General features: G+C 58.8%; 19 protein-coding genes. 8 read left to right on the top strand and 11 right to left on the bottom strand.

The window, feature by feature from the left end; all coding sequences use genetic code 11:
- Positions 1 to 11: 11 nt before the first annotated feature.
- The 8 genes from LU684_RS09275 to LU684_RS09240 all read right to left on the bottom strand — a co-directional run bounded on the left by LU684_RS09275 (position 12) and on the right by LU684_RS09240 (position 9,116).
- Entirely contained in the window at positions 12 to 1,304 is a 1,293-nt protein-coding gene (locus LU684_RS09275) for an amidohydrolase (RefSeq protein ID WP_016488017.1), read from the bottom strand.
- Between the two features lie 500 nt (positions 1,305 to 1,804).
- The gene (locus LU684_RS09270) at positions 1,805 to 3,037 is read right to left on the bottom strand and encodes a CynX/NimT family MFS transporter (protein ID WP_016488018.1); all 1,233 of its coding nucleotides are present in this window, start codon (positions 3,035 to 3,037) and stop codon (positions 1,805 to 1,807) included.
- Positions 3,038 to 3,117: 80 nt separating this feature from the next.
- Complete coding sequence (locus LU684_RS09265) at positions 3,118 to 4,329, bottom strand: M24 family metallopeptidase (protein ID WP_016488019.1); 1,212 nt, start codon at positions 4,327 to 4,329, stop codon at positions 3,118 to 3,120.
- 315 nt (positions 4,330 to 4,644) lie between these two features.
- A complete protein-coding gene (locus tag LU684_RS09260; protein WP_016488020.1) occupies positions 4,645 to 5,037 on the bottom strand; it encodes a hypothetical protein in 393 nt (130 codons plus the stop codon).
- Between the two features lie 86 nt (positions 5,038 to 5,123).
- Positions 5,124 to 6,212, bottom strand: coding sequence for an ABC transporter ATP-binding protein (locus tag LU684_RS09255; RefSeq protein WP_016488021.1), 1,089 nt, complete (start codon positions 6,210 to 6,212; stop codon positions 5,124 to 5,126).
- Between the two features lie 28 nt (positions 6,213 to 6,240).
- Complete coding sequence (locus LU684_RS09250; RefSeq protein ID WP_016488022.1) at positions 6,241 to 7,050, bottom strand: ABC transporter permease; 810 nt, start codon at positions 7,048 to 7,050, stop codon at positions 6,241 to 6,243.
- A complete protein-coding gene (locus LU684_RS09245) occupies positions 7,047 to 7,964 on the bottom strand; it encodes an ABC transporter permease (RefSeq protein WP_024717429.1) in 918 nt (305 codons plus the stop codon). The genes LU684_RS09250 and LU684_RS09245 overlap by 4 nt, the downstream gene beginning before the upstream one ends.
- Before the next feature lie 24 nt (positions 7,965 to 7,988).
- Positions 7,989 to 9,116, bottom strand: coding sequence for a polyamine ABC transporter substrate-binding protein (locus LU684_RS09240; RefSeq protein WP_016488024.1), 1,128 nt, complete (start codon positions 9,114 to 9,116; stop codon positions 7,989 to 7,991).
- Positions 9,117 to 9,432: 316 nt separating this feature from the next.
- On the opposite strand from LU684_RS09240, the gene LU684_RS09235 reads away from it, so the two are divergent.
- The 3 genes from LU684_RS09235 (at position 9,433) to LU684_RS09225 (ending at position 12,891) form a co-directional block, all read left to right on the top strand.
- The gene (locus tag LU684_RS09235) at positions 9,433 to 10,215 is read left to right on the top strand and encodes a creatininase (protein ID WP_016488025.1); all 783 of its coding nucleotides are present in this window, start codon (positions 9,433 to 9,435) and stop codon (positions 10,213 to 10,215) included.
- A gap of 73 nt (positions 10,216 to 10,288) precedes the next feature.
- A complete protein-coding gene (gene gabP / locus LU684_RS09230; RefSeq protein ID WP_016488026.1) occupies positions 10,289 to 11,674 on the top strand; it encodes a GABA permease in 1,386 nt (461 codons plus the stop codon).
- A gap of 197 nt (positions 11,675 to 11,871) precedes the next feature.
- Complete coding sequence (locus LU684_RS09225; RefSeq protein ID WP_016488027.1) at positions 11,872 to 12,891, top strand: GlxA family transcriptional regulator; 1,020 nt, start codon at positions 11,872 to 11,874, stop codon at positions 12,889 to 12,891.
- Positions 12,892 to 13,139: 248 nt separating this feature from the next.
- On the opposite strand, the gene LU684_RS09220 is transcribed toward LU684_RS09225, so the two are convergent.
- Entirely contained in the window at positions 13,140 to 14,357 is a 1,218-nt protein-coding gene (locus LU684_RS09220; RefSeq protein ID WP_016488028.1) for a PucR family transcriptional regulator, read from the bottom strand.
- Between the two features lie 589 nt (positions 14,358 to 14,946).
- Here LU684_RS09220 and LU684_RS09215 point away from each other — a divergent pair.
- The 3 genes from LU684_RS09215 to LU684_RS30700 are packed head-to-tail and all read left to right on the top strand — an operon-like array spanning position 14,947 to position 15,612.
- Positions 14,947 to 15,111 (top strand): hypothetical protein, encoded by a 165-nt coding sequence (locus LU684_RS09215; protein WP_155500257.1) that lies wholly within the window; start codon positions 14,947 to 14,949, stop codon positions 15,109 to 15,111.
- A gap of 40 nt (positions 15,112 to 15,151) precedes the next feature.
- A complete protein-coding gene (locus LU684_RS30705) occupies positions 15,152 to 15,352 on the top strand; it encodes a hypothetical protein (protein WP_024717428.1) in 201 nt (66 codons plus the stop codon).
- Positions 15,353 to 15,387: 35 nt separating this feature from the next.
- Positions 15,388 to 15,612 carry a hypothetical protein gene (locus tag LU684_RS30700; protein WP_370688739.1) on the top strand — a complete coding sequence of 75 codons (225 nt, stop codon included), beginning with the start codon at positions 15,388 to 15,390 and terminating at the stop codon, positions 15,610 to 15,612.
- A 13-nt stretch (positions 15,613 to 15,625) separates the two neighbouring features.
- Here LU684_RS30700 and LU684_RS09205 read toward each other — a convergent pair whose 3' ends face one another.
- Positions 15,626 to 17,305 (bottom strand): arylsulfatase, encoded by a 1,680-nt coding sequence (locus LU684_RS09205; RefSeq protein WP_016488032.1) that lies wholly within the window; start codon positions 17,303 to 17,305, stop codon positions 15,626 to 15,628.
- A 200-nt stretch (positions 17,306 to 17,505) separates the two neighbouring features.
- On the opposite strand from LU684_RS09205, the gene LU684_RS09200 reads away from it, so the two are divergent.
- Positions 17,506 to 19,842 carry a tetratricopeptide repeat protein gene (locus tag LU684_RS09200; protein ID WP_024717426.1) on the top strand — a complete coding sequence of 779 codons (2,337 nt, stop codon included), beginning with the start codon at positions 17,506 to 17,508 and terminating at the stop codon, positions 19,840 to 19,842.
- Positions 19,843 to 19,913: 71 nt separating this feature from the next.
- Positions 19,914 to 20,915, top strand: a complete 1,002-nt coding sequence (locus LU684_RS09195; RefSeq protein ID WP_016488034.1) for an AraC family transcriptional regulator — start codon at positions 19,914 to 19,916, stop codon at positions 20,913 to 20,915.
- Positions 20,916 to 20,957: 42 nt separating this feature from the next.
- On the opposite strand, the gene LU684_RS09190 is transcribed toward LU684_RS09195, so the two are convergent.
- Positions 20,958 to 22,163 carry an OprD family porin gene (locus LU684_RS09190; RefSeq protein ID WP_232894463.1) on the bottom strand — a complete coding sequence of 402 codons (1,206 nt, stop codon included), beginning with the start codon at positions 22,161 to 22,163 and terminating at the stop codon, positions 20,958 to 20,960.
- Between the last annotated feature and the right edge of the window lie 84 nt (positions 22,164 to 22,247).

Here is a 22,247-nt window from a genome sequence, read left to right as displayed (position 1 = left end):
TACATCCTGAATTACTGCTGAGTTGCATGCTCAGACAAAAAATCAACGGCGGCCGCCGACATCGCCCGCGCGCCAACGATCAGCGCTTTTTCATCGACGAAGAATTTCGGGTTGTGATTCGGTGCTGCCTTGGCCGGGTCCTGCCCGTCGGGTGTCACGCCCAGGTAGAAGTAGAGGCCGGGTACCTTGCCTGCGAAGAAGGAGAAATCTTCCGAAGCACCGACCAGAGGGGTGGTGGCGACCTTGCCATAGGCCGCACGCTTGAGCACTGGCGCCATCTGCTCGGTCAATTGCTCATTGTTCATCGTCATGTCATAGGCCGGCACGATTGATACCTTGGCCGTAGCACCGGCGCTTTCGGCTATCTTCTCGGACGTGAGCTTCACATCGTGTGCCACTTGCGCACGTACCGCCGGATCGTAGGTACGAATGGTGCCTGCCATGTCGACGCTTTCCGGCACGATGTTCGGTGCACTACCACCTTTGATCATGCCCACAGTGACCACCGCTGGCGACTGGGTGAGCTTGGTGCGGCGGCTTACCACCGTCTGCAGGCCGTTGATGACCTGTGCAGAGGCCACTACCTGGTCGACAGTGTTCCAAGGCATGCCGCCATGGCCCTGCTGGCCTATAACCTTGATGTTCAAGTCGTCACTGCTGGCGGTCGTGGCACCCGAACGCCAACTCAATTGCCCTGAAGGCCCAGGCATGACATGCACAGCGAACACCGCATCAGGCTTGAGCTTGTCGAACAGCCCTTCCTGCAGCATCAACTGCGCCCCCCAACGCCGCCCCTCTCCGCCTTTGACCAGGCTCGAGCCCTCTTCAGCCGGCTGGAAAATGAACATGACCTTGCCCGGCAGGTTGTCACGCATGCCTGCAAGGATTTGCGCAGTTGCCATCAGCATGGCGGTATGGGTGTCGTGGCCGCAGGCGTGCATCACATCCACCTGCTGGCCATGATAGGTACCCCGCGCGGTCGAGGCGAATGGCAGGCCCGCAGGCTCCTTGACCGGCAAGGCATCCATATCCGCGCGCAGGGCGACGGTAGGGCCCGATTTGCCACCTTCGAGAATTCCGACCACTCCCGTGCGCCCGATACCCGTATGGACTTCGAGGCCAAGCTTTTCAAGGTGCTCGGCGACCAGCTTGGCAGTGCGTGTTTCCTGCTCGCCGAGCTCTGGGTGCTGGTGGATGTCCCGTCGCCACTCGATCATCTGCTGCTCGACCTGGGCAGCGCCGATAAAGGCCTGCTCCTCGAGAGGGTTCGCTTGGGGGGATGCGTGGCAGGCAAACGACATCATTGCCAGGCACAATGCACTGATCGAGGTAGAGGGTCGGAACAATTTGCTAGCTGATATAGTGGAAGCCTTGATGGTTTTTCGCGTAGATAGATCAATAGGCTGAACAGAAAAAGGACGACCTCACCCTAACAATTACCTAGCTAACTATCAATATGAACGTATTCCTGAATGCTTGGTTGGATCTCGATGGCCTGTAGACACAAAGCCGTGCATGCTGGCGCAGTCCTTTGCAGAGTTCCTCGAAGGACTCGCACAGCAAGGCCTCCTTGCTTTCTATTTGATTGTAGATAGAACTGCATTTCATACCTAAAGACTGGCGGTACAAGAAACAGATGGATTCTGGAAAGCAGAAATGAAATCCACAACAGCTATTGCGACCTCAACGACTACCAATCAGCCAAGTGCAAGGTTAACTTCGCGCCACAGCACCACAAGCGCAGGGTAGTCTTTTCTTCATGTTCCTAGCGCTCCGGTGACTAGGTGTCAGCTGAAGGATAGCGCTAATAGCGGGCTGCCACGAGTCGGCGTCGGCCTGAGGTATATCCGAAATACAGCATCGCTACGCCTACCCCGCTAAGAAATATCTCAACGTGCGCATAGCCAATGACCGGCGTATAAAGCACCCCGACCAGCAACGGCCCGAGTGCGCCCAGGCCGTAGCCGACGCCTTGCACCATACTCGAAAGTTCTGCCGCAACCTGTGCGTTTGCCGAGCGCAGCACAATCATGGTGATGGCAATGGAAGTCAAGGCACCTTGCCCGATGCCTTGTACCCCGCCCCACAGCCATACCGTGTCGAGCGGCGCGGACAGGCAGCCGAGAAAACCGACCGTGGTGAGCACCACAACAACCACATTGAACCAGGATTGACTCGGCAAGCGTGTGGCTATCAGCGGCCCGAGCAGACAAGCGACCATTTGTAGCAGGATTGAACTGGAGACGATGACGCTGGACTCCAGCGGCGTCATCCCCCGTCCATTCAGAAACGGGGCGAGCCAGCCGAACACGGTAAACGAATACATCGATTGCAGCACCATGAACAGCGTGAGTTGCCAGGCTAGCGCGCAGCGCCACACCCCTCGTACGCGCGGCGCAGCCTTGGGTGCCAGCGCACTGCCCTTGGGCAGTTGGAAAAGCCAGCAGGCACAGGCTGCCGCTGCCGGCACTGACCACAGCGCCAACGCCGTCGTCCAGCCACCGCCCAAGGTGCTTTGCAGCGCCAGGGTGAACCCTGCGGCAGTCGCCGCACCGCTCAACAGCGCCATGGAGTAGAGGCCGGCCATCAGCCCGGTGATCTTGGCGAAGTCGCGTTTGATAAGCCCAGGGAGCAATACGTTGATGATGGCGATGGCGCTGCCAATGACGATCGAACCGACCACCAGGCCGCTGACGTTCCCGGCGCCACGTATCAATAGCCCTGTGGACAACGCCGCCATCAATACCAAGATCGTGCGCTCTGTGCCTATTTTGCGGGCAAGCCAGGGCGCCACGGGCGCGAACAACCCCAGGCAAAATACAGGCAGGGTGGAAATTGCACTGGTGGCGGCAGGCGTCAGGCCTAGGTCGCTGGATATATCGGCAAGCACAGCGCCGAGGCTTGGGTACGCAGTGCGGAGGTTGAAGGCTACGAAAATGATGCTGCAGGCGAAATAAAAAAGCCGCGAACCCTTGGCAATTGTGCCAGGTTGCGGCAGCCCCCGTTCATTGCGAGCGTGCGCTGTCGCGTACTCCACACATGTCCTCCTTGAACCTTGGCATGGAAAAAGTCATACGGATAAAAAAAGCCGCACAGTTTCCTGTGCGGCTTGCTCGGTTACTTCTTGATGATGTTGTGTTCTGGGCCGTATGGGAACTTGGTGATGTTTTCAGCGCCGTTTTCGTTGACGATCAGAATGTCATGCTCGCGGTAACCACCCGCACCCGGCAGCCCTTCGGGCAGCATGATCATCGGCTCGATGGACACGACCATGCCAGGTTCCAGCACGGTGTCGATGTCTTCGCGCAGCTCAAGGCCAGCTTCACGGCCGTAGTAATGGCTCAGGGTGCCGAACGAATGGCCATAACCGAAGGTGCGGTATTGCAGCAGGTCGTGCTCGAGGAAAATCTCGTTCAACTGGTGGGCAATATCGCTGCAACGCATGCCTGGCTTGATCAGCTTCAGGCCGGCCTCGTGGACCTTGACGTTGACCTCCCACAGGCGCAGGTGCTCATCGGAGCAATGGTCGAGGAACAACGTGCGCTCCAGCGCGGTGTAGTAACCGGCGATCATCGGGAAGCAGTTGAGGCTCAGAATGTCGCCCTTGTTGACCTTGCGAGAGGTTACCGGGTTATGCGCGCCATCGGTGTTGATACCAGACTGGAACCAGGTCCAGGTGTCCATCAGTTCGGAATCGGGGAAAGTGCGGGCAATTTCACGGACCATGGCCTGGGTGGCATGCAGCGCCACTTCGTACTCAGGCACCTGGTCACGCAGGGCCTCAACCACCGCAGCACCACCGATATCGGCAACGCGGGCACCGTGACGAATGATGGCGTGCTCTTCAGCCGACTTGATCATGCGCATGCGCATGCATGGCGCGGCGACGTCCACCAGCTCGGCCTGGGGATAACGGCTGGCCAATTTGTCGCGGTTGACCAGGTTCAAGTGGTCGAACTCGATCCCGATACGTCCGGCCTTGGGCAAGGCTTGTTGAATCGCGACAAAGTAGTTATCGCGCTGCCAGTCGGTGTAGATGATGTTTTCGGTGCCCACGGTACGCCGCCATGGCTGGCCACCGTCGATGTTGGCGCTGATCGACACCACGGCATCCTGAGTCACCACCAGGGCATAAGGACGGCCGAACGAGCAATACAGGAAATCGCTGTAGTAGTTGATGTTGTGATAAGACGTGAAGACAGCGGCGTCGATATTGTTCTGGGCCAGGTAGCTGCGCAACTTGGATTGACGGTTGGCGTATTCCTGGTGCGAGAACGTCGGCTTAACTTTTTCGCCGTTTTGAATCTGTATTGTTTTCGGCATTTGCATGTCTTCACTCCTTGGTAGGTGATCAGTAGAGAGGCCCTGTTTTGGGTGCCACTGGAGATCATTCGAACAGATAAAAGGCGGCCTTTTTTGCGCGAATCCGACCCCTAGATGATCAGATCCGCCTTGCTGTAAACGCCGCTATGGAAAGGACAATATTGCCCGCCACTGCCGTACAGGCCTCGCTGCGGCAAGAACAGGCAGAGGTATAGATGAGGGGGAATGAAGGAGAGGAAACGCGCGATGTCGCGCCCATTGCAGGCGCGGATCAAGATAATTATCGAGGCAGGTTCAGCTCTGGTAGCGGGTGAACACGCGCTACGGGGACAACCGGGCAACGCCGATGAATTCGGCCAATTCGCCGACATCGAGCGTGCGGCAGGTCGGTTTGGTCAGCAGCGCCAGCGATTCGCGGACACTGTCGTCGGTACACAACTGCAATTCACTGCCAAGGCACAGAATCAGCACATCGAGGGGCTTGGCCTGGCTCAGTTGCACGGTGGCCGCCACGATGCCATTGTTGGCCTTCAGCGGCTGGCCCTCAAGGCTCAGTATCTGCCATTCGCAGACCACGCAGCGGGCCACGTCGTTGGCTTGGCGCAAGGGTTCCAGCGCAGCGGCCAAGGCATAGAAATCGAACCCTTCGGCCAGCAGGAAGCCAATACGCACGGCGCTGGCCAGGTTTTCGCTGGTTTCAGTCAATTGCTGCATGTACTGCCTCCTTCGGGTCAACTGGGCGTGGGTACGTCTACAATTGTCCACGCTGCCGCCCCTGCGCAGATGTCAGATATCGACCTCTAATTGCCACGTAAAATCAGCGCCCGCGCATCGTCCCACCCGACATGCACCCTCTGCCCGCTCTTGAGCCCAAGTAGGTCGTAATCCGCGTACGGCTTCTGCACTTGCAGTTCCAGCCCGTTGGCGGCTTCCAGGTATATGTTGACCATTGACCCAATGAATTCCTCCCCCATCACGGTACACGCCAGGCGGCTGGCTGTGGTCGGTTGCGCGGCGAGGTTGATATGTTCGGCACTGATGCACAGGGTGACCTCTTCCCCTACCGCAACAGATCGGTCTTCGGGCAAGCGTGCCAGAAAGCGACCATACGCCGAGTCCAGTTGCACCAGCCCGGTGTCGTCGAAGCCAAGCACAACGCCGCCAAGCATGTTCTTGCCGCCGACGAATTCAGCGACAAAACGGTTGTGCGGTTCGAAGAAAATATCCTTGGGCGTGCCAATCTGCTCAACCCGGCCACGGCTCATGATCACCACGCGGTCAGCCATGGCGAAGGCTTCGGATTGGCTGTGGGTGACATAGACGAAGGTGATGCCAAGGTCCTTCTGCAACCCAGTCAACACCGCCTGCATGCGCACGCTCAAGTGCGCATCGAGGGCACTGAGCGGTTCGTCCAGTAGCAGTATCGGGGGCTCGGTGACCAGTGAACGCGCCAGCGCCACCCGCTGCCGTTGCCCGCCAGAAAGCATGCTTATATCACGGTTGGCAAACTCGCCCAGGTCCAGGCGCTCTAGCCAGTGCAGGGCTTTTTTGCGCCGTTCAGCTTTGCCCATGCCGCGCATGCGCAAACCGAACTCAACGTTTTCAAGCACGCTCAGAAAGGGGAACAGCGCCAGGTTCTGCCACACCAGCGGGGTGTCCCTTTGCCAGGAATACAGGTCGTTGATGCGCTCGCCGTTCAAGCGAATTTCACCGCTGCTGGGCTTGTCGAGCCCGGCAAGCATGCGCAGCGTGGTGGTTTTACCACAGCCACTGGAGCCCATGATCGCGACGAACTCGCCCTTGTAGATTTCCAGGTTCATCGGTTCGACAGCGACGTAACTGCCGAATTGTTTGGTCACGTTATCGAATACCACTAACGGTTGAGTCATGGGGAGCTCCTGCGTCGGCATGGGATGTTCAGCTTTTTTTGCCGTCAGCCGGTTTCTTCTGCCGGCGCATGAGCAAAACCTGGGCAACGATCGTCAGCGTGATCGTGGTGATGAAAACGATCGTGCCTATCGCATTGATGGTCGGGCTGACCTGCCCTTGCAAAGTATTGAGGATGCGTACCGGGACTGTCTCGTTAAGGCCCGAAACGAACCAGGCCACCGCGAACTCGTCGAACGACACGGCCATGGTCACGAACAGTGCGGCGAAAATGCTCGGGGCGGTGAACGGCAGGATCACGTAGCGCATGGCCTGCCATTGGCTGGCGCTCAGGTTCCAGGCGGCGGCCTCCAGTTGCGGGGCCATCTGCGCCAGGCGCATGCGAATCACCGCCATGGCGAATGGTGAGCACATGACGATGTGGCAGATCATGACGGCATACAGCTCGCCGGACAGGCCGATTCGCGACAAGAACGCGAGCATCGCCAGGCCCAGAATCACCACCGGAATGGTAGGAGGCAGCAGTGCCAATGCCATGTACACCGACTTGCCAAAAAAGTGATAACGAAAGTCGGTATAGGCGGCAGTGAAGCCCAGCAGCGTGGAAACCAGCGATACCACCACACCGACGACCAGGCTGTTGTTGAAGGCTTGCCAGACTTGCGGGTCGGCGGCAATCGCTTCGTACCAGCGCAAACTGAAGCCACCCAGGGGCAAGGATGGGAAGCGGTCGACGTTGAAGGAAAACACGAAGCTGCCAATGATAGGCGTGAGGATGAACAAGAACACCAGGACGACGAAGCTGCGCAGCATGAAGTTGATGACACGATGTTCGTTCATGCGCGCCTCCTGTAGGCGTGGCGAACCATCAGGAACGCCGTGGCCAGCAAGGTCACGATCATCGTCGTGGCAATAACCGCCGCGCGTGGCCATTGCTGCCCCGATTTGGTCGTGTCGGTAATCAGGGTGCTCAAGGTTGGTGGTTGGCCGCCCCCTAGATAGAGCGGGCTGACAAAGTCACCGAAGGTCATGATGAAACAGAACAGTGCGGCGATGACGATGCCGACCCGCGCCGATGGAATCACTACCCCAAATACCGTGCGCAGACGGCCCGCGCGCAAGTTGTGGGCAGCTTCGATCAGCGTGCGGTCGATGTACATGAGGCTGAACAACTGCAGCAACACTACCAGCGGCAGGCACAGGGTGAAGTAACCCACATAGCTACCAAAACTGGTATTGAGCAAGGGCAACGGCCCAATCCCCAGCAACGCCAGGGCGCTATTGAGCAGCCCCTGGTCACTGAGAAAGACTTGCCAGGAATAGGTGCGCACCAGGTAACTGGTAAAAAATGGCGTGATCAACAACAGCACCAACCATTGCCGGGTCGATTCGCGGAACTTGAAGGCAATTGTATAGGCGCACGGAAAGGCTACGGCACTGATCAGCACACTGGCCCCCGCCGCCATCGCCCAGGTGTGCAAGTAGGCATCCCAGAAGTACTCGCGGCTGAACAGGTACTTCCAGTTCAGCCACTCGAACGCAGGGACCATGCGAAAGTTGCGCACCAGCCAAAAACTGATGGTCAGCAGAAACAGCAAGGGCGCTACAAAAAACAGTAGCTGCCAGACCAGTATCGGCAGCGACAGGATCAGCCCATACCCCGGTAAGCGCCAGGTGCGCTTGCCGAACTGCCCACGCGTGCGTGCAGGCTCCTCACTGGCGGGCAGTGGGGGCGATAGCTTGTTCGAAATCATTACGCCGCTCCTGTGTAGGCGCCATCAAGCGCCCTTGTACTGCGACCAGAAGTCGTTCCAGTCCTCCAGGCTCTGCTGCACGGGGAGCGCGCGATACTGAATACGCCCCTCGCGGATGTCGTCCATGACATTGCGCTGGCCCAGTACCATGCCTTGGCGTCTGGCTTCGGCAAGGTCGGTCTTGTTCAGCAACTCCCAGCCGCGCTTATTGGGAATCAGCGCCGGGTAAGCCTCCATCTTCGCCGACTTCACCTGGCCTTCAGGGGAGGTGATGTATTGAATGAACTTCTTCGCAAGTTCCGGGCTGTGGGCTTTCTTGGCGATGCAATAAGACTCGGTCCATTGCAGGCCGCCCTCCTCGGGTATCACTGTTTTTACCGGTGCCCCGGCACGCTGCAAGACCCCGGTAATCCAGTCGCCAATGCCACACATCGCGTGGATCTGGCCGTTTTTCAGGGAGGAGAAGGTACCGCCATAATCGAAGAACCCGGCCACTTGTCCGCGTAGGCTCATGGTTTTGTCCTGGAGCCTCTTCCAGTGCGCCGCGTCGATGTCGTAGGGCAGCCTGTTGCCATTGAGCAAACTGATCTGGCCCAGGTTTGGCAGGTGCCAGTCGAAGTGGCCGACCTTGCCCTTGAGGCTATCGTCCCAGAACACCTGGTAGCTTTTCGCCTTGGACTCCGGCAGCAACTGGGTATTGAAGGCGATACCGAGAAAGCCGAAGCGGACCATGACCGAATACAGTTCATCGCCCTGCCAGTGCCCTGGAAAGTGCTGAAACTCTGGGTAGAAGTCATCGAAGGGATAATCGGCAAGGTCCAGTCGCTCGATATAGTCGGCGGCGTTGAGTTGTTGCACATACTCGGCATCCGACAGGATCAGGTCGAAGGTGCCCGGTGGTGACTGCGAAATGAGCCCCAGCATGTTATCGCCGCCGGTGTAGTACTTGGCCCGCACCTTGACCCCATGCTCGCGCTCGAAATCCGCGACGATGTCGGGCGCGGCGTGGCCTGCCCACGCCAGTATCACCAGTTCTTTTTCGGCTGCGCCAAAGGTTCTGTTCGGAAGTACCCCGGAGAGCGCCGCCACACCGGCCAAAATGCTGCTGTTCTTGATGAATGTACGGCGTGAAAAATCGGCGCGACGCGTCATGGAGATACCCTCGGTAATCAAAAGTGCCTTGGCCCAGCCGCGCTTTCGCCCCGCTTCCCCAAGGTTTTCACCGCCTGTGTGATTACCGATTGCAGCAGATTGCCATCAGGGCAAGTTGTGTTTTTCCGACCTGTAATTTGTCAAATTCGCCCCCTGCCCCACCCGACCCACCTGGATCGCAGGTCCGTCAGCATTTGTCAAATTCAGGTCGGGAACTGACAAGTGAATGTCGTTGTGATCTGATCAAATCGTTGCATGTACTGGCTCGCTGCAAACGGACTACTTCAACGAATACAAGAATAAAGAGAGATAACCGATGAACGAAAGCGTAGTGGTTGGCGAACTCACCTGGCCTGAGTACGCACAGAAGGTAGCTTCCGGCAGCACGATTTTCTTGCCGGTGGGCGCCTTGGAGCAGCACGGTCATCACATGTGCATGGAGGTGGATGTGCTATTGCCTACCGCCCTGTGCAAGGCAGTAGCGCGAGAAGTCGACGGCTTGGTGTTACCCGCCTTGGCCTATGGCTACAAGTCACAGCAGAAGTCGGGAGGTGGCAACCACTTTCCCGGCACCACCAGCCTGGATGGCGCAACACTGACCCATACCATCCAGGACATCATCCGCGAACTCGCCCGGCATGGGGCGCGCAAGCTGGTCTTGATGAATGGCCATTATGAAAACTCGATGTTCATCGTCGAAGGCATCGACCTGGCGCTGCGCGAACTGCGTTATGGCGGTATCACCGATTTCAAGGTGGTCGTTCTGTCCTACTGGGATTTCGTCAACGCGCCGGCGGTCATCGAAGAGCTCTACCCCGAAGGTTTCCTCGGCTGGGACATCGAACACGGTGGCGTTTTCGAAACGTCACTGATGCTGGCCCTGCACCCTGAAAAGGTCGACCTGAGCCGCGCCGTCGACCACCCTCCGGCAAAATTCCCACCTTACGATGTCTTCCCCATCATCCCTGAACGCACCCCCGCCTGCGGAACGCTTTCCTCGCCTAAGGGCGCCAACCGAGAAAAAGGCGAGTTGATTCTGCGAGTTTGCGTAGAGGGCATTAGCAGCGCTGTGCGGGAGGCCTTCGACCTGCAGAAATAACACCGATCTCCAGCCCAGAGCAGCACCGCCGTTCGCAGTTCACCCTCCTTCAAGAATAAAAAGGGTAATTAGCATGTCCAGCAACTCAACTCTGGCCCCCGGCCTCAAGCAGCGCCACGTCACCATGTTGTCAATCGCCGGCGCTATTGGCGCCGGCCTCTTCATCGGCTCGGGGCATGCCATTGCTGCAGCCGGTCCTGCGGCAATTCTCGCGTACATCATGTCTGGCACACTGGTCGTTCTGGTCATGCGCATGCTCGGAGAAATGGCGGTGGCCTCGCCAGATACCGGGTCATTCTCCACCTACGCCGAGCGCGCAATGGGACGTACAGCAGGCTTTACCATTGGCTGGCTGTACTGGTGGTTCTGGGTGCTGGTCATTCCAATCGAAGCCATTGCAGCAGCGGCCATTCTGCATGCCTGGTTCCCTGCGATAGAAACCTGGGAATTCGCACTGGTGGTTACCGGTTTGCTGACCGTAACTAACCTGTTCAGTGTGGCGCGCTACGGTGAATTCGAGTTTTGGTTTGCGATGCTCAAGGTTATCGCGGTGCTAGGGTTCATTGCTCTGGGTGCATTGGCACTGACAGGCGCGCTGCCCGATATTTCAGTTAGCGGCGTGGTCAACCTGAGTCATGAGTTTGGTGGTTTCATGCCCAACGGCATGACCGCTGTCATCGGTGCCATGCTCACCACCGTGTTCAGTTTCATGGGTACTGAAATTGTCACCATTGCCGCCGCCGAGTCGAAAAACCCCTCCAAGCAAATCACCCGTGCCACCAATTCCGTGGTGTGGCGAATGGGGATCTTCTACATCGTCTCGGTGTTCCTGATCATCTCCATCGTGCCCTGGAACGACCCCATGCTAGTACAGGTCGGCTCCTATCAACGGGCCCTTGAGCTGATGAACATCCCGCACGCCAAGATGATCGTCGATATCGTCGTGCTGATTGCCGTTGCCAGTTGCCTCAATTCGGCCATCTACACCGCATCGCGCATGGTCTATTCGCTGAGCAAGCGCGGCGACGGTCCTCGCGTTCTGCAGCGCACCTCAGCGACGGGCGTGCCAGTGATTGCAGTGCTAGCCAGCACCGCAGTGGGCTTCTTGACCACAGCACTCAATTACTTCGCTCCCGACGAGGTGTTTTCCTTCCTGCTGGCAAGTTCGGGGGCGGTAGCGCTTCTAGTCTATCTGGCAATCGCTGTTTCGCAATTGGTTCTGCGTAATCGGATGGATAGCCAAGGTACTGCGCTGGACTTCAAGATGTGGCTGTTCCCCTGGCTCAGCTACCTGGTCATCTTCTCCATCATCAGTATCTTGACGATGATGCTGGTGATGCCAGGGCATCGCATGGAAGTGGTGGCAACTGGTGCGCTGGCGCTGTCCATCGTCTGCGTGAGCGCCATTTTCTCGTCTAAAAAGAGCACTTCGGCCACCGTGGCGAGCAAGCCTGCCTGACCAGGCCGAGTCGTTACCCACCCTGTGAAGGTGTTGCTTTCGCAGGGTTTTTGCTTTTCACCGGGGCGCCTCCCAATGCTTAGGCACTGCGTGTACTATCACTCTGACAAATGCATCAACCTAAACACAATGAATTGCCGATTTACGGCAACCAGACGCAGAGCACGTCATTTTTTTGCATTCAAGGAGTCGTATTGATGGGTACGTTAAAATCCTCGCCGTTGGCACCGGCATACCCTGTCAATGATGCCCCGCCGCTGAAAGTCGTCGGTTTCCTGATCATTCCCAATTTCACCACCATTGGCTTCGCCTCGGCGGTGGAAACCTTGCGCATGGCCAACCTGGCAGCACGCAAAACCATGTTCCAGACCCTGATCATTGCAGCCGACATGGAGCCAGTGAGTGCCAGTAACGGCATGCGCATCCTGCCCGATTTCAGTATCAAGGATGCCCCAAAGCTGGACATGCTGTTCGTGGTGGGGCCAAACCCGATAGTCTCCGACCACAATACCCGCCCCATCCTCAACTGGCTTCGCAAGTTGGCACATGACCAGGTGCCATTGGGCGGTATTTGCACAGGCAGCCATTTGCTAGCACGCGCCAATCTGCTCACTGGTTATCGGTGTACCATCCACTGGGAAGATATCGAGGCGCTAAAAGAGCGATTTCCCGGCATTATCATTTCCAACCAACTGTTTGAGCTTGACCGTGACCGTTTCACGAGCTCCGGCGGCGTGGCGTCCATGGACATGATCCTACAACTGATTGCCCGAGAACCTGGCGGGCGGGACATTGCCAGTCATGCGGCTGAACTGCTGTTATGTGATCGAGTACGTGGATCGCAAGAGCGCCAGCGCGTGCCTTTGCGGCAAAAGCTCGGCACCTCTCAGCCCAAACTCAGTCAGATTGTTACAATCATGGAAGCCAACCTTGAAGACCCGATGACCTTGGAAGAGCTTGCAGAACTGAATGAGATCTCGGTTCGGCAAATGGAGCGTTTGTTCCACAAGCATCTTCAAAACACACCGAGTCAGTATTACTTGGAACTACGCCTGACACGGGCTAGGCAACTATTGCTACACAGTGAATCCCAAGTGCGTGATATCGCCCTCGCCTGTGGTTTCATTTCGCCAGCACACTTCTCAAAGTGCTACAGTCGTTTCTTTGGTGTCTCACCAATCGGCGAGCGGAAAAAGGTAGTCTCTTCACTTCACTGAACAACCCTGTCGTTAGTTTTCGTGGCGCGGTCCAGGATTTCCTCGCCATGCTCCCCTCAGCTGGCCCGCAATGTGAGGGCATCCAAGTGAATGTGCGCTCCACGAGGGCGCCACCACAATTCTGCAGGGGAATCTCGGTCATTCCGCACAGTTTTGGACCATCACTTGGATCTGGCTAGATGTCATGCCATTCAGGACGAAGCGGACTACGCTTGCTACGCAGGCGCGCATTGATGATGTTCATGTCATTATTCCTTACCTCGGGCGATAGACATGTGCCATACCATAATAGCGATCGAAGCATTCATACGAAAAAGTGGATCGTCCAAGGATTTTCCACTCAGTTGTTCGATGCGCTGGATACGTTGATTGATGGTGTTACGGTGAAGTCCCAGGCGCTGGGCAGCCTTGAGCCCGTTGCCATTTTCCTTGAGCAAAGCGTCGAGGGTATGCACGAGTACTTTAGGGTGTTTACGGCCGGGCACGAACAACGGGCCGAGTGTCTTTTCGACAAAGTCGTCGATGAGCGTGCGGTCGACTACCCCCTGCAGCAAACCCAACACGCCCAACTCGTTGAAATCGCAGTATCCGCTCTCCGGGCGCAGTTTCTGCGCCACATTCAGCGCCTGGCGCGCTTCGTTGAGCAGTCGGCGGTAATGACCACAATCTTCAGCAACGCTCGACAGGCCCATGTACATATCCAACTCCCCTGCCACTCCGATCAGTTGCCGACGCAACGTGGTCAAGGCTGCCGGCAGGTCATCGGCATCCGCCAGCAGTAGCACGAAGAGGTCGCCCGGCATCTCTACCATCACCGTTCCCGGGCGGCTGCGACCCCAGGCTTCAAGTTGGTCTTCCATGGACTGGCGAGTGGCTTGCCACAGCTGCTCGCCTTGGGCCAAGCCTTGGCGCTCAAACAGCGTCTCGATACCTGACAAGCGCAGCACGACCAGTCGCCGTGGAATATCAAGCATCAGTTGCAGATGCGCAGCCCGCTGTCGGGCAATGGCCAGACTCGGGTAATCTCCGGTCAGCAACTGGCCGAGAATGTGGTTACGTGAGCGCCGCACTTGAGTCATATGCATCAGGGCCGTATCGATCAGGTGGGTCACAAACACCAACTTCAGCGGAGAGGGCTGCTCGATCAGCGACAATCCCAACTGTTCAGCACGAGCGATCACTGCAGACGGGATGCACTGGGGAAACGGGCCTCCAGTAAGAACCACCATCCCGGCAATACCCAACACAGCACCAGTCTCGACCAAAGTGAGTAACTTGCGTTCGTCACATAGGTAATTGATTTCCGAAATAAATACTAGTTCGCCGCCCATTTTACACGCGGTGATACCCTCATTTCCCGCCACGTAGGACCAGCATACTCGCCGTTGCAAGTAAAGCTCGCCTGCGCGGACCCTCATGTCTTCCAAGCCGGGCAGGTTCAGGACCTCACTCAGAGTCAAGCTCATGGCTCGACACCCGCCAGGCTCTGCATCTGACGCCCTCTAACTGGCTCGCACATGAGAATGTCGGGCTGTACCATGGCGTCACTGCTCGCCGAAGATATCAACTTTAGAAATTGAAGGAACATGCCAGTACTGCTCCTACGCCATGACCGAAAAGCGCATGCGGTTAAGTCTCAGCAAGCTCATCGACGACCATGCCGGGGACTTGTAATAGAGATGCTACCTGAAATCGTTCATGATCACTCCCTCGAACGGCGAGATGACTGCGATCAACAGCCCCAAGTATCGAGATGCCCTCCCGTACATTCCATCTACTCTCACGACTTTGGAGATAATCCCATCAAGCTTCATGCACTCGACGACCACGCGGACGTATGACCAAATTTCCGGTGGAGTGATGCTCACCCCCTATCCAAACGTTGCAGCTTAGTGCTCGCTTTCTCTACAATCTTTTAGCAACATTTACGTGACCAACCGAGCGGCCTCGCCCTGCTGGTGCTCAACACTGCCCGGTATCAAACGGCATCACTGACCGTGCCCGTCGCCGCACGCCGCTACACCTTGCAAGCGACCAACGCTGACCGACAAAACGGTGACGTTCAATGGCAGACTCCTCAAGCTCGGCACCAACGATGAAATGCCGACAATGGACTTTGTGCCGACCAAAACCGGCAAACTGGCCATTGAGCCGGCAAACGATAATTTCCTGAGCCTGCCATCTGCTGGAAATGAGACCTGCAATGGGCCTGCCCCGTGACAACGGACGCATTAGCATGTATTCGAGCATTGAATAGTTGGTGATTAGCAGTTCGGGGCAGCGCACCTGCATTTCTTCCCGCGTCTACGGAGCCGACGAGGACTTTCGTGAACAGCGCGAATGTGAGCGCCCGCTGAACGTCTATGGCTATTCGAAGTTCCTGTTCGATGCAACAGGTGCGCCGGCAGTTCTGTTGGCAGTAGCCGCGCCCAACCATTCAATGATGTGGCCCTGGCTGTGATCAATCGGTTGCGCGGGCAGCAAGGCCAACCCTCGTTGTCACTTGATATGGCCTTGCTGGAAGGCATTCTGGAGTACAGCGAATTTCCTGAACATTTGCGTGGCAAGTACCAGTGTTACACCTGCGCCGACCTGGAGCGCTTGCGCGCTGCCGGTTACACGGCACCTACAATGGTAGTCGAGCAAGGCGTGGCCCGCTACTGCGACTGGTTGCAAGGTCTTCAAAGACCGCCGCCTGCTCCAGTCAAGCAGGCAGCGTGATCGTGCTCAACGGCTACTTGAAACAGTATTCGTAGAGGCAAGTCTGGAACCCGTACTTGAGGTCGAACTTGCCATCGAGCACGTTGTTTTCCTTCGCGTACTGGTCCCACGCCACGAGCATTTCCTTCAGCTTGCCCGGCTCGGCCTGGGCCAGGTCGCGGCTTTCGGTCGGGTCGCTCTTGAGGTCGTACAGCTGCCACTGGGCGGTGCCGTAAGGTGGATTGACCAAGGTGATTTTCCAATGGCCCTTGCGCAGCGCCTTGCGGCCGAACAGTTCCCAGCCGATCTGACGCTGGGCCATGGCCCGACCTTCAAGCAATGGGCGCATGCTCTTGCCGCTGATGGCTTGCACCGGGCGACCTTGGAATGTCTTGCCCAGCGCCGGCACCCCCGCCAGGTCCAGCAAGGTTGGCATCAGGTCCATCACATGGACCATGTCGTTGTTGAGCGTGCCTTGCAGGTGGGCCTTCTTCAGCATTTTCGCGCTGATGATGGCTGGCGCGCGAATGCCGCCCTCGTTGGTGAACCCCTTGAACAGCGGATACGGCGTGGAGCTGACCTGGGCCCATTGTGCGCCATAGTCGGCATACGAGCCTTTGTGCCCGATGTTTTTCAGGCTGTTGTCGAAGTCCTTGGCCAGCCACTCCTTGTTGCCAGGCAGGTCGATCGGGCTATTGCCATCGGCACCGTTGTCAGAGATGAACACGATGAAGGTGTTGTCCAGCTTGCCGTTTTTCTCCAGGTACGTGAGCAGTCGGCCAATGTGGTAGTCCATGTTGGACACCATCGCCGCATAGATCTCCATGTTGCGCGCCTCACGCTGGCGCTGTTCATCGCTCAACTGGCCCCAGCTCGGCAGGCCCTTGGCCATGGGTGTGTTGGGCGTTGTGTTGGCCGCGACAATACCCAGCTGCTTCTGGCGCTCCAGGCGGGCCTGGCGGATCGAGTCGTAGCCGGCGTCATAACGGTGCTTGTACTTGTCCAGCCAAGCGTCTGGCGCATGCAGCGGCCAATGTGGCGCGGTGTAGGACAGTACGGCCATGAACGGCTTGTTGCTAGCTTTGTCGGCTTCGATGTAGTCGATTAGCCGATCGGTGTAGAACTCGCTGGAATAGAAGCCCTTGGGCACTTCCACCTGCTTGCCGTCTTCGCGGTAGATCGCCTTGGGGTCTTGGGCAATGATGGCGTGCTGGTCGTCGAAGTGGCTGGCACCGCCTTGCACCAGAATGAACGAGCGGTCGAAGCCGCGCGCCTTGGGGCTGGTCTCTTCGGTGCGACCCAGGTGCCATTTGCCGGTGGTGTAGGTGTTGTAACCTGCATCCTGAAGCACCTGGCCTACCGTAACCATGCGCTCGTTCAAATACCCTTCGTAGCCAGGCTGGCCTTTCTGGAACGGTTGCAGCAGCTCGCCCATGTTGCCCAGGCCCGCCACATGGCTGTCGGCGCCAGAGAACATCATTGCGCGGGTCGGCGAGCACGTGGGCGCCGTGTGGAAGTTGCTCAGGCGCACACCATCGCGCGCAAGTGAGTCAATGTTCGGGGTGCTGATTTCGCCACCAAAACTGCCCAGGTCGCTGTAGCCCAGGTCATCGGCGACGATGATCAGAAAGTTCGGGCGTTCATCTGCGGCCATGGCCGTGTGGCTGCATATGGCAACCATCAGAGCAAGCAGGCGTGTCTTAAACGAGCTCATGAAGCGTGTCCTCGGTTGTTATTATTGGTGTGCTTGCAAGTATGCGGATGGCCCGCCGCTCGCCGATAACGCTTCAGCGCAAGCGCTTATGCATCCGCGTGATTATTTGCCCCGAGGGCTAGGGCAGTGCCCGCTCGACGTTCATCATCCCCTTTATTTTCCGGGGGCGCGCACCCACTGGCAGGCAAGAGGTGGGGCACATGAAGCAAGCTCGTTGGCACGCAGCGAATGTCACCCGGGGGATGGCCCTGCTATGGCTGTGCGCATGGGCCGGCGGGCTGCTTGCCGCCCCGTCTCAACCGCCACAGCGCAAGCTGGACGACGGCTACGTCGACCCAGGCCAATGCCAGGCCTGCCATGCTTCACAGGCGCAACAGTGGTCCCAGTCACATCACAGCTGGTCGATGCGCAAGCCGACCGCGGACAATGTGCGGGGCGACTTCGCCGATCAGGCCTTTACGGACGCCGCCGGCGTAGAGGTGAGTTTCAGCACGCGCAATGGCACGTTTTACGTCAATGCCGAAAACGAACAGGGCCGACGCCAGGACTTCGCCGTGGCCTACACCTTCGGCGTTTATCCCCTGCAGCAATACCTGATCGAACGCCCTGGTGGTCGCTTGCAATCGTTGACCGTTGCCTGGGACAACCGCGCCAAGGCCGACGGTGGGCAGCGCTGGTTTTCGCTCTACCCCGGCCAGCGCTTCACCCCGGACGACGCCCTGCACTGGACCGGCCGCTCGCAGAATTGGAACGGCATGTGTGCCCAGTGCCACTCGGGCAACCTGAAAAAAGGCTACGACGCCAGCCAGGACAGCTTCGCCAGTACCTGGAGCGAGCTGTCGGTGGGTTGTCAGAGTTGCCATGGGCCGGGCGCTCAGCATCTGGCATGGGCCAAGTTGCCGACGGCGCAGCGCCAGCTCGCCAACAATGCCGGCGCACGCGGTTTGCAGGTGGACTTCGGGGCGCGAGCCAAGGGTTACGAAGTCGACCAGTGCGCCCGCTGTCACGCACAACAGGAAACCCTTGGTGTTGGCAGCCAGCCGGGTAAATCTCTGGTGGATAGTGCCTACCCTACCTTGTTGACCCCTGGCGCCTATCATGCCGATGGCCAGCAACAGGCTGAGGTGTTCGAGTATGGCTCCTTCGTGCAGAGCAAGATGTACGCCGCCGGCGTGACCTGCAGCGACTGCCACAACCCGCACACCGGCGAGTTGCCCGCCCAGGGCAATCAGTTGTGCGCCAGCTGCCACAACCCGCAGGGCAACCCGCGGTTCCCCACGCTGAAGAAGAAGGACTACGACAGCCACAGCCATCACTTTCATGAGCCTGGTAGCCCCGGCGCGCAATGCACCAACTGCCATGCGCCCGAACAGAACTACATGGTGATCGACGCACGCCGCGACCATAGCTTCCGCCTGCCAAGGCCCGACCTGACGCCGATCACCGGCGCGCCCAACGCCTGCACGCAATGCCACAAAGAGCGCTCGGCACAATGGGCCGCAAACGAGATCAGCCAGCGCTTCGGCCCGCTGCGTAGCGAGCATTATGGCCCGGTGATGCAAGGCGCCCGAGCGCACGATCCGCAAGCAATTGCCCTGGCCGCAAAGTTGGTCACCGACGCGACACGCCCGGCGATCGTCCGGGCTTCTGCCGCCGACGTCCTGAGCGGCGTCGAGGGGCCTGCGCTGGATTCGCTTGCCCTCGGGCTTGCCGATCAAGATCCACTGGTGCGCAGCAGCGTGGTGCGCGCCATGGCCAATGCCGACGATGCGCAACGCCTGCAACACTTGCCTGCCCTGCTTGATGACCCGGCACTGGCGGTACGCGATCAGGCGGCTCGCGCCTTGGCCGACCTGCAGGCGCAACTGCCGACCGCCCAACGTGACCGGCTCGGTCACCTGCTCCAGGACCACTTTGCGCGGCTCAGCGCCAACGCCGACTTGCCGGGCACGCGATTCAACCTGGCCAGCCTGCTGGCACGTCAAGGCAATGAGGCACAGGCACTGGATCAATATCACCAAGTCCTGCGCCAAGATCCGGACTTCACGCCCGCGCGCGCGGCACTTGCCAGGTTGCTGCTGACTCGCGGGCAATCCGACCAGGCCCTTGAAACACTACAGGCCGGCTTGCAACGCGGCGAGCAGCGCGCCGGCTTCAGCGAGCTGGCCTATGCCATGGGGCTGCTCCAGGCCGAGCGCCAGCAGCCCGAGCAGGCCATCGAGTGGCTGGAGAAAGCCCTGCCCGGCCAGCCGCTGAACCTGCGCCTGTATTACAACCTCGGCTTGCTGCGCAGCCAGCTCGGCCAACCTGAACAGGCGCGACGCGTGGTAGTGGCCGGGCTTGCTCACGCAGCGCAAGATAGGGATCTTTTGTATGCAGGCGCCTATCTGGATGCGCGGGCAGGCAACTGGGCCTCTGCATTCGCGTTCTTGCAGCGACTGTTGATGCTACAACCGCAGCACCCCGAGGCGCGTCGCCTGCTGGCTTATGTACAGCAGCAACAGCAGCGTACGCGCACCATGGGCGCGAATCGATGACCAGCGAAGCCGCGGCCAAGACTGAATACCACTGGATCAAACCAGACAGACAACAAATAAAGGTTACGGTGATGAATACGCCCCTTTACAGCGGCCTGCCCACTGCTGGCGACGCCCGCTCGGCCATTCCCTTTGCAGCCGAGCCCTTGCTGCGCTCGCGCAATGTCGAAGACGCCGAAGCCCTGCTCAACAACCACCTGGAGGAACGGCGGATTCGCCTCGGCGGGCGAGGCACGCTGGATATCGACTTCACCTTGCAGACCTTGCCGCAAATGAAGCTGTTCGGCGCGTGGTGGGGGCGCGAGGTTCGCGTGAGCTCAAGCCCGTTGAGCTGTTGGCATGGCATCCTGCCTTTGCACGGCGCGATCAGCAACCACCTCCAGGGCTTGCAGGCGAACGCGGGTGAGCTATTGGTGTTCAGCCCCGGGCAGGAAGTGGACGTCACCTGGCACGAAGGGACCAAGGCCATCGTCATTGCCTTGGATGCGGCCTTGCTGCTCAACCACCTGGAACGTCACCATCAGGTTCACCATGCCCAGAGCCCGACGCAGGCGTTGTTGTTCCAGGGTAATAACCCGGCCATGCGCAGCCTGGGCAACCTGCTGCGCATGGTCGACAGCGAAAGCGGCAACACCGCTGGCTTGCTAGCAACGCCCTTTGGCCAGTCCCACGTGCAGCACCTGTTTTGCGAAAACCTGCTGCACCTGCTGCCCAGCCTGTACAGCGAACCACCACGGCGCCTGTTGCCGGGCACCGTGAAACGGGTGGTCGATTTCATCCACGCCAATCTCGAACAGCCGCTTTGCATCACCCAACTGGTGACTGTCAGCGGCACCAGCCGACGCAGCCTGGAACAGGCGTTTCGCAACGGTTTGGGGACCAGCCCGCAACGCTACATCCAGCATTGCCGGCTACTGGCGATGCGCAAAGTGTTACTGGAGCACCAACCGGGTGAAGTACAGTTGTCGGCGCTGGCCTTCAAGTGGGGGTTTGCGCAACCCAGCCACTTTACCGCCGCCTACAAGCAAGCGTTTGGCGAGCTGCCCTCGCAAACGCTGGCCAGGTCAGATTGATGGGAAGGCCGCTGCAGGCGCAGCGGCCAGCTCGGCCAAGGCCTACCAGAATTTCCAGGTGTAGGTCGTGATCAAACGGTTCTCATCGTAGTCATTGCCATGCTTGAACTGCGCGTGGATGTTGCGCCACTCCACGGCCACGCCCTTGAGCGGGCCGCTCTGCACCACATAACTCAGAAACAGATCGCGCTCGTTTTCGGCGGTTTGGCTCAGGTCCCCACCGCGATCGATGCCCGTGCCGCGCAGGTAACGGGTGGTCAGGTTGAGGCCGGGTATGCCCATGGCCACGAAGTCATAGTCGTAACGCGCCTGCCATGAGCTTTCGTTGGGCCTGATGAAGGCCACGGCCGACCAATTGACCAGATACGGTTGCGGCACGAAGCCGTTCAACGTCGGGAACGCACTCTCGCCGAGCATGCGTTGATAGCCCACACCAAAGGCGTGGCCGGCTTTTCTCAAGGTGGTCATGGCGCCATAGGAGCGGTTATCGATCTTGCCGTACAGCGCGTCACCGTCTTCGTTGTGGTTGAAGTAACGCAGGTCGGTCTTCAGGCCGTAGCCTGCGCCCAGCTCGGTGTTCAGCGTCAGGCCCAGATAATGCTGCTGGTAGATACCCTCCAGCTGTCCATAAAAGTAGCTGGCAGCAAGGTTGGGGCTGAAGGCGTAGGTGGCGCCGGCGAAGTTCAGGCCATCGCTGGTATGACGGGGGCCGTTGGGGCGGGTGAACAGGTACAGCTTTTCACGGTTGGAGGATTCACGGGTGCTGATCCCGGTGAATCGCCCACCGGTCAGGGTGAGGTTGTCGATCTCGTTGGACTTGACCGTGAAACCATTGAAGGTCGTCACCAGTTGCCGGGAATCGTCCTGGAAGGCCACCGGCAAGGTCGGCCGATGCTCGCCGACCCTCAGCTCGGCCTTGGAATAGCGCACCTTGCCGGTCAGTGCCGCCCGGCCATATTCCCGGGCTTGCTCCCGTGAGCTCTGGCTGTAGGGCAAGACACTGTCAGGGCCACGACCTGAGCCGCCGTCCAGGCGATAGGCGTATTGCGCGGCGGCATCGACACCGAACGAGAGCGGGCCCTGGGTATAACCGGATGTGAAACGCAGATCCAGGCCCTGGCTCCAGCTGCCATCGCGAGAGGTTCTCGGGTTTTCGCCCTTGAAATCACGGTCTACGTAGAAGTTGCGCAGACCCAGGTTCAACTGGCTGTCTTCGACAAAGTCGGCTTGCGCGGCCAGGGGCATCATCACCCCGATCAGACCCACCGCCCTTAGATGTTTTCCAGCAGCGTACGCTGCGCGCGGCACAGTTGCGTGTTGACCGTTCATGGA

The sequence above is a fragment of the Pseudomonas sp. NMI542_15 genome (assembly GCF_021283425.1).
Classification (GTDB): domain Bacteria; phylum Pseudomonadota; class Gammaproteobacteria; order Pseudomonadales; family Pseudomonadaceae; genus Aquipseudomonas; species Aquipseudomonas fortuita.
The sequence above is the reverse complement of the archived record's forward strand: the minus strand, read 5'-3'. Positions and strand labels throughout refer to the sequence as shown.